The organism is Pseudomonas sp. GL_091, from assembly GCF_057837725.1.
In genome coordinates, this window is sequence record NZ_CM174451.1 from 2,612,027 (window position 1) to 2,625,791 (window position 13,765).

Annotated in this window: 11 protein-coding genes; 8 read left to right on the forward strand and 3 right to left on the reverse strand. The window is 56.4% G+C overall.

The window, feature by feature from the left end:
* Nucleotides 1-62: 62 nt before the first annotated feature.
* Nucleotides 63-674: a TetR/AcrR family transcriptional regulator gene (locus AC3ITY_RS12000; RefSeq protein ID WP_489309311.1), complete on the reverse strand. Its 612-nt coding sequence runs from the start codon at nt 672-674 to the stop codon at nt 63-65.
* A gap of 294 nt (nt 675-968) precedes the next feature.
* Here AC3ITY_RS12000 and AC3ITY_RS12005 point away from each other — a divergent pair, with 294 nt between their 5' ends.
* The 7 genes from AC3ITY_RS12005 (at nt 969) to AC3ITY_RS12035 (ending at nt 11,052) form a co-directional block, all read left to right on the forward strand.
* Nucleotides 969-1,760: an SDR family NAD(P)-dependent oxidoreductase gene (locus AC3ITY_RS12005; protein WP_489309313.1), complete on the forward strand. Its 792-nt coding sequence runs from the start codon at nt 969-971 to the stop codon at nt 1,758-1,760.
* Nucleotides 1,761-1,862: 102 nt separating this feature from the next.
* Nucleotides 1,863-3,683, forward strand: a complete 1,821-nt coding sequence (locus AC3ITY_RS12010) for a DUF1302 domain-containing protein (protein ID WP_489309315.1) — start codon at nt 1,863-1,865, stop codon at nt 3,681-3,683.
* A 17-nt stretch (nt 3,684-3,700) separates the two neighbouring features.
* Nucleotides 3,701-5,059, forward strand: coding sequence for a DUF1329 domain-containing protein (locus tag AC3ITY_RS12015; RefSeq protein WP_489309317.1), 1,359 nt, complete (start codon nt 3,701-3,703; stop codon nt 5,057-5,059).
* 81 nt (nt 5,060-5,140) lie between these two features.
* The gene (locus AC3ITY_RS12020) at nt 5,141-6,295 is read left to right on the forward strand and encodes a WD40/YVTN/BNR-like repeat-containing protein (RefSeq protein ID WP_489309319.1); all 1,155 of its coding nucleotides are present in this window, start codon (nt 5,141-5,143) and stop codon (nt 6,293-6,295) included.
* A gap of 20 nt (nt 6,296-6,315) precedes the next feature.
* On the forward strand, nt 6,316-8,706 hold the full coding sequence (locus AC3ITY_RS12025; RefSeq protein WP_489309321.1) for an efflux RND transporter permease subunit: 2,391 nt from the start codon (nt 6,316-6,318) through the stop codon (nt 8,704-8,706).
* Between the two features lie 159 nt (nt 8,707-8,865).
* Nucleotides 8,866-10,119: an NADH:flavin oxidoreductase/NADH oxidase family protein gene (locus AC3ITY_RS12030; protein ID WP_489309323.1), complete on the forward strand. Its 1,254-nt coding sequence runs from the start codon at nt 8,866-8,868 to the stop codon at nt 10,117-10,119.
* A 33-nt stretch (nt 10,120-10,152) separates the two neighbouring features.
* Complete coding sequence (locus AC3ITY_RS12035) at nt 10,153-11,052, forward strand: NAD-dependent epimerase/dehydratase family protein (protein ID WP_489309325.1); 900 nt, start codon at nt 10,153-10,155, stop codon at nt 11,050-11,052.
* 36 nt (nt 11,053-11,088) lie between these two features.
* Here AC3ITY_RS12035 and AC3ITY_RS12040 read toward each other — a convergent pair whose 3' ends face one another.
* Nucleotides 11,089-11,748, reverse strand: a complete 660-nt coding sequence (locus AC3ITY_RS12040) for a TetR/AcrR family transcriptional regulator (protein ID WP_489309327.1) — start codon at nt 11,746-11,748, stop codon at nt 11,089-11,091.
* A gap of 197 nt (nt 11,749-11,945) precedes the next feature.
* Between AC3ITY_RS12040 and AC3ITY_RS12045 the strand changes: the two genes are divergently transcribed.
* Nucleotides 11,946-12,392 carry a VOC family protein gene (locus AC3ITY_RS12045; RefSeq protein WP_489309329.1) on the forward strand — a complete coding sequence of 149 codons (447 nt, stop codon included), beginning with the start codon at nt 11,946-11,948 and terminating at the stop codon, nt 12,390-12,392.
* A gap of 311 nt (nt 12,393-12,703) precedes the next feature.
* Here the strand turns inward: AC3ITY_RS12045 and AC3ITY_RS12050 are convergent, their stop codons facing one another.
* Nucleotides 12,704-13,630 carry an alpha/beta hydrolase gene (locus AC3ITY_RS12050; protein WP_489309331.1) on the reverse strand — a complete coding sequence of 309 codons (927 nt, stop codon included), beginning with the start codon at nt 13,628-13,630 and terminating at the stop codon, nt 12,704-12,706.
* Nucleotides 13,631-13,765: the final 135 nt, after the last annotated feature.

Consider the following 13,765-nt stretch of genomic DNA (forward strand, 5'->3'; position numbering starts at 1 on the left):
GTATCCAGATGTGTAATCAGTGACTGGAAGGGCGTCGGCGAAAAGCCCGAACGCAGAGAGGCCTACGCCTCTTTCTGTCGGAAGACCAGGCTAGTCAATATCTGGTTGACGATACGACCCGCTTCAACGGGGTCTGTATCCTGGGTGTTGCGTCGCTGGAGACTGATGCCATGCACCATGGCTGTCAGCGCCACGGCAAGATCAGTCGTAGGTAGAGGGCTTTTCGTGCCGGTGGCTTTGAAATACAGGTCGAGGAGATTAGCCACCCCTTCAGTCTGACGCTTATGCCGCGCATCGTATACTTCTGCGAACTCAGGATTGCGGCTTGCATGAAGTTGTAACTCGACCGCCAACAGCGGGCATTCGCTATCGGAATTCATGCTCATCAGCCACTCGGTCACCCCCTCGAACATTCTGTCCGGATCTTGAGCCGCGAGCTCTGCCAGTCCAGCCATGTCGCGCTCCATGTACCTATCCAGCAAGGTCAGCAGGAGCGTTTCCTTGTTCGGAAAGTTGGAGTAGATCGCGCCCTTGGAAAAGCCTGCCTCGGCGGCTATCAGCTCTAGTGAGGCGCCACCATAACCGAGACGAGAGAAGACGTTCTCAGCTGCTGTCAGGAGATATTCACGTGTCTGGGCCTGCTGTTGAGGGCGAGTTAGGCGGGTAGGGCGCATGGGCGAATTGGGCTCTCCTGTAGTTAACGCGGGAATATAGCAGCAAGCCTGCGATTTCGCCCATCCAACCTTCGCTTTGAGTCCGCCCTGGTTCTCTCTCAAGCCACTATGACTGGCTCGCTGGAAATTCCTTTTTACCAAAGACAGAGCACCTCGAAAAAAAATAAAAAAAATCTGGCTGATACACCAATAAAGGTGTAGAAATTCTTTGCGGAATCCAAATACCAATAAGAATTCAGAATTGCCAAAACCTCATGGCGATCTGGTGCACTCGGCATTATTCAGGGCGATGCAATGAAAAGACTGGATGGCAAAGTAGTACTGATTACGGGCGCCGCTCGCGGCATTGGTGCGGAAATCGCTGCGACATTGGCAAGTCATTACGCCCACGTGGCCTTGACCGATATCGATCTGGCCACCGCTGAAAAGGTGGCAGCAGGTTTGCGTGATCGGGGCTTGACCGCAGAAGCCTTTCGTCATGATGTCAGCGATTCCGTGAGTTGGGATGCGGTGATGGTCCAGGTTCAGCAACGCTTCGGCAAGCTTGATGTATTGGTCAACAACGCCGGAGTGCTGGCGGTACAGCCGATTTCCGACACGAGCCTCGAACAATTCCGGCAAGTCACCTCGATCAATATCGACGGCGTGTTCCTGGGGATCAAGGCGGCCTTTGTCGCCATGGCAGGGCACGGCGGTTCGATCATCAACATGTCCTCGATCGGTGGGTTGATAGGTGCAACCAACCAGATGGCCTATTGCGCTTCCAAGAGCGCCGTCAGGGCATTGACCCGATGCGCCGCAATTGAAGCTGCCAGTGAGGGGCTGGCAATTCGCTGCAACTCCTTACTGCCGGGTGTGATCCATACGCCGATGACGCAGAGCCATTACGGTTTTGGTGCCGGGCTGGGTGTTGAGGAGATGTTCAGCGCGCTGATCCCTTCAGGGCGCTTGGGTTTGCCCAGTGACGTCGCCAACGCTGTGGTCTATCTGGCATCCGATGATTCCGAGTACGTCAATGGCGCCGAGCTGGTGATCGATGGTGGTGTGACAGCCGGCCCTGTCCGCAAGCCCGAGGTACCAAAGTAAGCGCCCCAGTGTCCTGAGAAACAATCAGTTGCCAGCTGCGGAGTCTGGCACTGATCTACGAATTTCCTCGCAACTTCCAAAAACAAAAATACGAGTGAAACTATGAAGAACAAAGACCATTCCGGCGCCATGGGCGCCGGCAGGCTGAGTGTCGCTTTGTGTCTTGCAGGTCTGGCCGCGAGCAGCGCTGAAGCTGGTTCGTTTACCACTGATGAGGGGGCCAATGTTCGCTGGTCGCTCGGTACATCACTGGGTACCAGTTGGCGAGCGAGTAGCGCCGATCCACATCTGATTTCCGTAGGGAACGGTGGTAAAGCCAGTAGTGGCAACGATAACGGCGATCTGAACTTTGGTAAGGGTGACCGCTACTCGACCGTGGTGAATATCCTGGGGGACATCGATGTCAGTAAGGACGATCTTGGCGTGTTTGTACGCGCCAAGGCCTGGGACGACTTCACACTCAACAACAGTGGCGTGCCCCATGGCAGCTTCGCCAACGGTTATGAGCCTGGTGCGCGGCTGAACGACTCCGATTTCGATCACTTGTCCAAGTTCTCCGGTGTCGCACTACTCGACGCCTATGTTTACGACACATTTCAGCTGAGTGGCGATCATCCTCTGACCGTCAAGTTTGGCAACCAGGTTGTGAACTGGGGGGAAAGTCTGTTTGTACCCGGTATCAACGAATACGGTGCGTTCGATATCACCGCAGCTCATCGGCCCGGCGCTCAGGTCAAAGAAATCCTTCTCCCGTTGCCACAGTTGTTCGCCAGCCTTGGCATAGTAGACGGTACCAGTGTGGAAGCGTTCTACCAGTTGCGTTGGGAAAAAACCGTTCTGGATGGCTGTGGCACCTACTGGTCTCCGTCCAGTGTCGCCAACTGTTCGAACAGTGGAACTCTGGTGGCGGCGGGGCCGTTTTCCGATCGCGAAGCCTTTGCCGGAATTCCTGCGCTGGGCGGAGCCAACTTCCAGATGCAGTTGACGCATGATCGAGAGCCGCCAGACAGCGGTCAGTACGGCATCGCGCTGCGTCACCGGGTCGAGTCGCTGGACACTGATTTCGGGCTCTACTACGCGCGTTATCACACCCGCGTTCCTAACGTCAGTGCGACGTTGGTACCCACCACTGTGCCTGGTTCGATCTGGTCTGCCGACCCACCACTAGGCGTACGCCCCGCGCAGCAGACCCTCGACTACAGCGCGGACGGTATCCATGTTGTTGGCCTGAGTGCTTCTACCGTCATCGGTGGTTGGTCAGTGTTTGGTGAAATCAGCCATACATCTGGCCTGCCCGTGCAGATCAATGGCGTCGACCTGATCAACGGGCTTACCAATGGCATTGGCCCGCAGGCCAACCTGGCATCCATTGCGAATGGTTCCTTCGTGAGCGGCTATGACCGCAAATCCAAAACCCAGGCTCAGTTGTCGACCATCCAGGTGTTGCCACGGATCCTCGGTGCCGAGGCCGCCACTCTGGCGGCGGAAGCGGTTTATCAGCACTGGGATGGAATCGGCGATCCAGATGACTCGACACGTTACGGACGTGCCTTTGTGTTCGGATCAGGCCCGGTCGCAGGCGTGCCATGCGCGGCACTCAACCCCGATCCGAAGTATTGCCAAAACAAAGGCTTTGCCACCTCCAACGTCTGGGGCGTACGTGCCCAACTTGAGGTCAGCTACCCGGACGTATTCGCCGGGGTGAATGTCAAGCCGCGCGTCTTCGTGTCGGACGACATCAGCGGCTACTCCGGAGATGGTTTGTTCAGTGAGGGGCGACTGGTGGTAGCGCCGGGAGTGCGCCTGGACTACAGCGGCAAGTATTACGTCGACTTCAGCTATTCGCGTTTCAACCACGACGCGAAGTATGACGAATTCCACGATCGTGACTTCTTCTCTCTGGTCGCGGGCATCAACTTTTAACCAAAGCAGGCAAAAGCATGGACAACAAAAGAATAAAAGGCGTGCTGGGTATCTTGGCGGCGGGCGCGCTTGTCGGGGTGACCCTTGGCGCGCAAGCCGAAACTTCAGCGCAAGACCTTGCCCGACTGGGCAAGGACCTGACGCCTGTCGGTGCGCAAAAAGCAGGTAATGCGGATGGTTCGATTCCACCTTGGGATGGCGGTTTGACCCAGCCTGTGGCGGGATTCGATAAAACCAAGGGGTATGCCAACCCCTACGCGGCGGAGAAACCGCTTTACACGGTCACCGCCGCCAATCTGGGGCAATACCAGAACCTGCTGGCGCCGGGGCAGATCGAAATGCTCAAGCGTTACCCGGACTACAAAATGAAGGTCTATCCCACCCACCGGACGGCCGCATTACCTCCACAGGAATACAGCGATATCAAGACCGAGGCCGCGAAGGCCAAGACGGTTGCAGGCGGTATGGGGGTAACCAATGTCTTCGCCTCATCCGTACCTTTCCCTGTACCGAAAGACGGTTCAGAGGTGATCTACAACCATGAATATCGGTACTACGGCTTGAGTACGGAGCGTGATTTCGTCATTTTTCCGGTACAGAGCAATGGCAATTTCACCCCCATCAAATGGGCCGAATCACGAACCACGGGCAAGGCAATTCCTGATAGCCCTGCTAACCAGATCACCTATTACATGCAGCGCACGTTGAGCCCATCCAACGTTGCCGGCGAGGCTGTTCTGCTGGTCGACGTCTCGGACCGTACGGTTGGTGCGCGCAAGACCTGGACCTACAACCCGGGTCAGCGCCGCGTGTTGCGCGCGCCAGACGTGGCGTACGACACACCACAATTCAACAGCGATGGCCTGGGCACAATCGACAGTTACGACATGTTCGGTGGCGGTCAGGATCGCTACGACTGGAAGTTGGTTGGCAAGAAAGAAATGCTCGTGTCGTACAACAACTACGACCTTACTTCGAAGGCACTCAAGTACCGCGACATCGTGCAGCAGAATCACTTGAATCAGGATCTGCCTCGCTACGAGAAACACCGGGTATGGGTGGTAGAAGCGCAAGTCAAACCTGGCGTTCGCAGCATCTATGGCCGACGCATGCTTTACGTTGACGAGGACAGCTGGGAAATCCTGCACGGCGACTTGTATGACACTCGTGACAATCTTTGGCGAGTTCAGGAAAGCCACTCGGTCAACCTTTACGACGTCCTGACCGCCACCACGGCAGGCCAGGTCGATTACGACCTGCAATCGCGTCGTGCTTTCGTGATGTTCCTGTCGAACGAAGAAAAACCTGCTGAGTACAACGTCAAGAGAAATGCCGCCTATTACTCGGTGGACAACTTGCGACGATCCAGCAACTGATCGTGTAAATCACCGTTGGCATAGCCCTCCCGGAGAAGGTTGTGCCTACGGCTGTCGTCAGTTTTTTCTCGTGGTGAAGACATGGTGAAGACCTATCGCAACATACGGCGCCGTAGCAGTGTGGGTGTCGTTCTGATTCTGGCGGGCGCGGCGGTTTTGATGCCGCCGCTGGCTTTGGCTGCGCCCGATCTTCTGGACATGCCAGCGATGCAGTCAGCAAACGCCGCCACAGCGACCATGATGGCCACTGCACTTGCGGGTAATCGCGTGGTGTTGGTGGGGGAGCGCGGCATCATCCTGTATTCGGACGATGGTGGACGACTATGGCACCAGAGCGCAGTGCCGGTGTCGGTCACATTGACAGCGCTGTACTTCGTCAACTCCTCCAGTGGCTGGGCGGTCGGTCATGATGGTGTGATCCTTCACAGCTTCGATGGTGGTGCGACCTGGATCAAACAGGCCGACGGCAATCGGCTTAACGAATTGCTGAGGATCGAAGCCGAAGCACGGCTGGAGCACGCTAAGACGGCTCTGCAGGGCGCACCTGATGACCCAGCGTTACAAAGCGAGGTCGAGCAGACGCAGTTTGAGCTCGATGATGTTAACGCGGGTGCTCAGTTCGGGCCCTCCCGCCCGTTGCTTGGTGTCTGGTTCACCAGCGATACCACAGGATACGTGGTGGGCTCGAATGGTCAGATATTTGGCACCGCCGACGGCGGAGTCCATTGGACATCCCAGTCGCGCTTGCTCAGCAATCCTGACGCGCTGCATTACAACTCGATTGTCGGCGACAAGTCTGGGCGGCAAGTCATCGCCGGCGAGGCGGGCAAGGTATACGTCAGCGCTGGGGGCGGCATTTGGGCGACACTCGATGTCGGATACAAAGGTGCTCTCTATGGTGTGCTACGGGTGCGTCAGGCCAACGAGGACGTACTGCTGGCCTATGGCTTCGGCGGGCATATTTTTCGCTCGATTGATCAGGGTATTTCTTGGGAGCAGGTTGGCGCGGACGCCAAGGCACCGACTCTGGTGGCCGGCATTGTGCGTGATAACGGGGAGATCCTTCTGTTGGGTCAGGACGCCAGCCTGTTGCACAGCGTCGATGGTGGTCAGCATTTTCAGATGACCGAAGCCAGTCCCGGCTTGCGGGTTGCCTCGATGGTTGAACTACCCGAAGGGGTGGTGCTGACCGCTGGTATTGCGGGTGCACATCTGATCGCACTAGACGCTAAATGAATCTCACGGAGACTCACCCCATGAGCGCGAAACAAGACAATCTAACCGCCGCTCCGGTTAAGCCGGGTTTTTTGCAGACTCGGATAGAGCCGCTGCTGTTCAACCATCGCATCGCGGTGGTCCTGCTGTTCTTGATGGTATCGGTGTTTCTGGCCAATCAGGCCGGTAAGCTTGGGCTCGATGTCAGCCTGCAGAAAATGGTGCCCGGCCATCATCCGTATATCGTCAACTACCAACAGTATGAAAGCGAACTGCGTCCGCTGGGCAATGTGGTGCGTATTGCACTTGAAGCACGGCAGGGCAACATCTATGACAAGGACTATCTCGAAACACTGAAGAACGTCACGGACGAGGTGTTCTTCATCCCGGGCGTTGATCGCGGGAATTTGAAATCACTGTGGACCCCCAACGTCTTGTGGCAAGAGGTCACCGAAGACGGTTTTGCCGTCGGCCGCATCATTCCCGATGGCTTCGACGGCTCAGCCAATACTCTGGCCCAAGTGCAACTCAACGTTCAGCGTTCCGGGCGTATCGGAAGTCTGGTGGCGGCGGATCAGAAGTCCTCGGTGGTGCTTGTGCCATTGCTTGAGCGCGACCCGCTCACTGGCGAAAAGCTTGATTACGGTCAGTTCTCCCAGCGTTTGGAAACACTTGTACGCGACAAGTACAACAGCGATCGATACACCATTCATATCACGGGCTTTGCCAAAATTGCCGGTGACCTGATTGAAGGGGCGCACGATATTCTCGAGTTCTTTGCGATTACTTTCGTCCTGACAGCGCTGCTGCTTCTGGCGTATTCGCGTTGCTGGCGAAGTACTTGCGTCACACTGTTGTGTTGCTCTCTCGCGGTGCTGTGGCAGTTGGGTATCGTCAACTTGCTGGGTTTCGGGCTTAACCCGTATTCGATCCTGGTGCCATTCCTGACGTTCGCCATCGGCGTCAGCCATGCGGTGCAGAATATCAACACCATGAGTGCCGACTGCGCTGCCGGTTACAGCCCCATGCAGGCAGCACGGCGAACCTTTCGCATGCTGTTCATTCCGGGGTCGATTGCGCTGCTGTGCGACGCGGTCGGTTTTTCGACCATGATGATCGATATCGACATGATCCGCGAACTGGCTATCAGCGCTAGCGTGGGGGTGGCGGTGATCATTTTCAGCAAAATGTTCTTGCTGCCGGTGCTGATGTCCTGGTGCGGGGTAGCACCCGCTGCCGTGCGCTATCAGGCCCGTAAGGCTAACAGCGAGCATCGCCTGGCGCGTTGGTTATCGCAGGCTGCCGAACCGAAGCCGGCGCTGATCGGCTTGTTGCTCTCTGCAATGCTGTTCGGCGGCGCCTGGTATTTGAAGCAGGATCTGAAGATCGGTGACCTGGATCGCGGTGCGCCAGAACTGCGCCCGGACAGTCGTTACAACCAGGATAATGATTTTCTCGCCCACCATTACACCAGCAGCCCGGACGTGTTCGTGGTGATGGTCAAAACCCAGGCAGGAGAGTGCGGTTCGTACCCGGTCAGCAGTGCGATCGAACGTTTGAAGTGGATGATGGAGGGCGTGCCGGGAGTGGAGTCGACCCACTCCCTGGTGGACGAACTGAAGAAGTTCTCCGCGGGTTCAAACGGTGGCGACTTGCGCTGGTATGTCATCACTCGCAATCGCTACATCGCCAATGCGGCGTTCAAGACAATTCCCAACGAGCTTTACAACAGCGACTGCTCAATGGCACCGGTCATGGTGTATCTGACCGATCACAAGGCTGAAACCCTGGCCAAGGTGGTCGCTGCGGCAGAGACGTTCGCGAAGGCGAACAACGATGAGCACACGACCTTTTTGCTGGCCGCCGGTAATGCCGGTATCGAGGCTGCCACCAACATAGTGATCAAGCAATCCGAACCCAGGATTCTAATGCTGGTTTACAGCATCGTCGCGCTGTTGGTGTGGTGGGAGTTTAAATCCTGGCGAGTGGCGATCAGCATCATGATTCCGCTTTATATCACTTCGGTGATTTGTGAGGCGCTCATGGCCCAACTGGGTATGGGGGTGAAAGTCGCCACATTGCCCGTCATCGCGCTGGGCGTTGGTATCGGAGTCGATTACGGCATCTATATCTACAACCGGATCGAACATTTCATGAAGCGCGGTTTGAGCTTCAAGCATGCGTACTACGAAACCCTGAAAACCACCGGCACCGCTGTCATCCTCACCGGGATTACGCTGGCGTTGGGGGTCTCTACCTGGATGTTTTCATCCATCAAGTTTCAGGGCGACATGGGACTACTGCTGCTGTTCATGTTCCTTTGGAACATGGTTGGCGCCCTGTTGATGATGCCGGCGCTCGCTTGTCTGCTTTTACCTGCGCGGCAAAAGGAGGGCGCGCAGGAGGTGCAGGTGGTGTTGGGGAAGGCATGAAACGGCGCCCTTCGTACCTGAGGTTTAGCTTGACACTCATCAAACAACAATTATCATTGTCGCACGTACGACAATGATCGTTGTACTTTCTTTCCCGGCGTTCTGCACGCGGCTCAACTGAGCCGCACAAGCAGCCCTGTCATGTAGCTGAGAGTGTTTATGACTGATCAGATTTCTAGTCCGTTGCCATTACCTTGCGGTGCTGTTTTGGCAAATCGGCTGTGCAAGGCGGCCATGAGTGAAGGCCTGGCGGACCAAAAAAATGACGCCACTGAGCGTCATGTCAACCTTTACCGGCGTTGGGCTTCGTCCGGCGCAGGTTTGCTGTTATCCGGGAACATGCAAGTGGACCGTCAGCATTTGGAGCGCCCCGGGAACATCGTGCTTGATGCCGAAACAGACTTGAGTACCTTGCGGGCGATGGCTGCTGCCGGAACCGCGGGTGGCTCCGAATTCTGGGTGCAGTTGAGCCATACCGGGCGTCAGGTACTTCAGGTGATCAATCCGCAACCCCTGGCACCTTCGCCGGTAGCGATTCAGGTTCCACCGGGATTGGGTCTGGAGTTTGGGTTGGCACGGGCCATGACCGAGGATGAGATTGCCACCGTCATCGATCAATTCGCTTTCGCTGCAACTCAGGCACGGGCTGCGGGTTTCACTGGCGTGCAACTGCATGCTGCTCATGGCTACCTGCTGTCTCAGTTCCTTAGCCCGTTGTCCAACCAGCGCACAGATCGTTGGGGGGGATCGCTGGAAAATCGTGCGCGCCTATTGATTGAGGTCATCGCTGCCGTACGAGCTGAGGTTGGCGACGACTTCCCGATTGGCATCAAGCTGAACTCATCTGACTTCCAGAAGGGCGGATTCACTAATGCCGAATGCGTTGAGCTGGTTGGGTTACTCAACAACACCAGTCTGGACCTGCTGGAGCTATCGGGTGGTTCGCTGGAGCAGCCGAAAGTGGTAGGGCTGGTAGTCAAAGATGAGGGCGAGGATGCGCCGCGCGCGAGCACGATTCAACGTGAAGCTTATTTTGTCGAATTTGCCGGAGCAGTTCGCAACGTGGCGAACATGCCGGTGATGGTGACGGGGAACTTCCGAAGCGTTGAAGGCATGCTTTCAGCGTTCGAACGTGGTGATGTCGATATGGTTGGCCTGGGCCGTCCATTGATCTCTGATCCGGTTACCCCTGCACGGTTGCTGGCTGGCGAATGGACCACTTCTTTGACGCCAGAAGCGGCAATCAACCCATTCCACTTGTTGCCATGGTTCAACGTTCAGATTGAGCGTTTGGCTGACGGTGCCGAGCCGGATCTGACGCTGGCGGGGGAGGTTGCAGTCGCCGAATTCATGGCTATTGAAGAGCGCGCAATGCGCAAGCTGCTCGAGTATCGAGCAGCGGTTGAGTCCTGATCCCCCTATCGTTTTCCCATCGAGGAATTGTGCATGAATATTTTTGTTACAGGCGCGTCTGGTTACATAGGCGGCGCCGTTGCTCATCGGTTGCTGCAATTGGGGCACAGTGTAACCGGCCTGACACGCACTGAGGCCACTGCACAGTTGCTGCGTCAGCGCGGTATCGAACCCATCATTGGTACGCTCGATGATGCGGCGGTATTGACCAAGGCCGCTCAGGAAGCTGATGCAGTGATACATGCTGCCAGTGCCGATCACGAACCATCCGTTCATACCCTGGTAGCTGCACTTGAACGCAGCGGTAAGCTGCTGATTCACACCAGTGGCTCCGCCATCGTGGCCGACGATGCCTGTGGTGAGTATGCCGGTGAGAAAGTTTTCAGCGACGATGATTACTTTGAACCGGTCCCGTTTCGTCGCCAGCGCGTCGAGATGAATCGACACGTGCGCGAGGCTGCCATCGACAAAGGTGTTCGGGGTGTCGTGATCTGTCCTTCGATGATCTATGGCGTAGGTGCCGGGCTCAAGCAAGAGAGTGAACAGATTCCGCGAATGACCGCCATTTCGGCACAGGTGGGCGCGGGTATTTATGTGGGCAAGGGACTGAACCACTACTCGAATGTTCACATCGACGATCTGGTTGATCTGTATCTGCTGGTTCTGGAGAAGGCTCCTGGTGGCTCGTTTTACTTTGCCGAAAACGGTCACGCGTCGTTTCTTGAAATCGCTCGATTGATCAGTGATTCGCTGGGGTTTGGCGGAAAAACCCAGAGCCTGGATGTGGAGTACGTCACGAGCAATCTGGGTGAGGCGGCGCGTTATGGAGCAGCGTCCAACAGTCTCGTGAGTGCAGTCAACGCACGTCGACTGGGCTGGTCACCGAGCCGCCCATCGCTGGTGGAAGACTTCCTCGGCGCCCGCAGTGTTTGATGACGCTACGGTCCCGGTAGCGCCATCCAGTAGAGCTTAGAAGCGGGAGGCCTGTAGCAAGTGCAGCATGTTGTCCGCTGCGCTATGGGCTCTACTGCTTATTTCCTCGGCGTTTGGCTGATGGGTGCCAAAGAGGACATTGTCGATCAGATCGACTCGCAGTAACGCCAGAAATGTCCGTGATGCTTCTTCGAGATCCTTGATTTTCCATTGCACTAATGGTGCCCAGTGGCGCAAGTAATCAGCGAAAAGTGCAGTACGACGATCAGTCACTTCGGCTCGGTATCGCTGACCTAACTCGGGAAATCGATAAGCATCGCGTGTGACGACCCGATAGAGCGCCAATTGCTGGGTACCGAGAACATCGGTGAGGTAATCGATACCGGCAAGGGGGAGGGCTTGTTCAGGTTCTTTGGAAAACCAGGGGCGTTCGAGGACCGGTGGGGTTTGTTCGTCAGTTTCGTTCAGGCTGTTTGGATTGCACGCCGCATGCATGACGGCACTGAACAAATCGTCCTTGTTCTCAAAGTGGCGATAGACGGTCTTGATCGAAACGCCAGCCGCCTCGGCGATGCGGCCCATGGACGACTCCGCGTAGCCTTTGTCTAGAAACGCCTGCTGTGCAGCATCCACGATGAGGGCGCGTTTACGCTCCATCAGCGAGGCTTTGGGGTTGTCTGCGCTCCACTGTTTCATTTCGTTCCTGCGGTCGGCTGCCATGGTGTGAAGATGGGCATGGTACTACAACGACCATTGTCACAGGTTCGAACTTCGACGACTGCGGTTTTGCACAATGAGGTGGATGTTCAGCAGAGGCTGGCCATCTTTTCGAGAGAGCGATGAACAACTGCAACGGCCATCGCCCGTACCTATGAAAGCAACCTGGAGGCACTATGCACGTCAAGAAACTCGCGCATTATTCTATTCGCTCACTGGACCTCGAAAAGTCCTGCCATTTCTACGAGCGAGTGCTCGGCTTCGTGCGTGGTTACCGTCCCCCCTTCGATTTTCCCGGAGCCTGGTTGTACATGGGTGGGGATGAAGCCGATTTTGGCACAGTACACATCATTGGCGTTGACCCCTCCAACCCAGAGGGCCTGAAGCAATATTTGGGGGATAAAGACATGCTGCTGACTGGCACCGGCACGGTTGACCATATCGCTTTTCTGGTTACCGGATTGGTTGATTTTTGGAACCTTCTAAAGGCTGAAGGGATTGCCTGGCGCGATCGCACTGTCCCTGGCCTCGGACTGCATCAGGTATTCATAGAGGACCCATCTGGCGTGATCATCGAGCTGAATTTCCCTGCTTGTGAGGCGCAAGAGGCAAGCCCTGCCTGAACCAATAACGGCGCATCCGCAGGCAGTGGCCGACATGACTAAAAAGGCGTGAACAGGCACGCCTGTTCCCTGCATCCTCTTCGGGGAAGACTCATACCGAGACGAAAACTCTATCGGGATTGAGTATCAGGACTAGCGCTTGAAGGGCATCGCTCAACACTTTCAAATGCGTGGTTTTGGCTGTCAGAACGGCTAGCTGCTGACTGAGATATAGCGAACTGGCGGTCCAGCAGATCAGCGATACCAATATGTCATGAGCACTGTCGATAGTGATCTGGATCGCCAAATCTGCAGGCCCCTTGCTGATCACTTCACACTGGCAATCCAGCATGTCGGCGGAGGAACTCTACCTCAAGGTCCAACGTGTTCTCGTAATCCATTCCACCCTTGTAGACATCATAGTGGCCGCCGCGACTGCGATGGAGTTCCGCTCGGGGGGCTCGATCAGCGACGCGTAGCGCTGGGCCCACCGGCGCCATCGTGTCGTGTTCGGCGACGATGAGCAAAATAGGGCAGCGAATGGCGGCAGCTTTTCGTACCGGCCGGTGTGTGGATATGCTGAGGAGTGAGCGGGCGGCGAGGCGGTTATGCCATGTAGTCGAATCGTTGGGCTGGATGAGCGATTTTCCGTAGAGGGCGTCTTCGGTTGCCGATATACCAAACTTCCCTGGCGCTACGCTGATGGGTAGATATCGTGGGGAAAGCCCAAAGAACGAGCCAATACCGTCCAGGAGGGCCGCGCCCATTAGTCGCAGCGATTGTACCAGCGGAACCATTGCTGCTCCGGCAAGCCCATCGACGAGGGGGCATTGGGCAATCGCACCGGCAAGTCGGGTATCCGATGCGGCGAGCGATACGATGTGCATGCCGGCGAACGACGTGCCCCACGCAAAGATCCGATTTTTGTCGATGCCGGGGTGCGCGGCGGCCCAGCCAATGACAGTGCCGTAATCCTCGCGTTGACGTGGGACTGAGAGTACGTCACGTGGCAGTCCGCTAGAGCCGCCCCATTGCCTGTAATCGAATACGATCGCGACGAAGCCTTCGCGGCAAAACCGATTAGCGAATGGCGCGAGCCCGCCCGTTTTGACGGCGCCTAGCCCATGAGCCAGTACGACTGCCGGGTGCGGGCCTTCACCTTCCGGGTGATAAATCCAGGCTTCCAATTCATCGCCAGAGGCTGTGGGGATACGTACGGTAGTGCGCAAAGGTGAGACGTTGTTACCCGTATGGAGCATGATGAGTTATCCCTCTTTGTTCAAATCGCAAGACGTGATCAAGTCATAACCAACTGCTTTTCCTTATTTCCTGTCACGAGAACGCCGCCAGCGGAAATATTCTGCGAAGCGGCGTGGCAGGGCTTTTCAGGGACA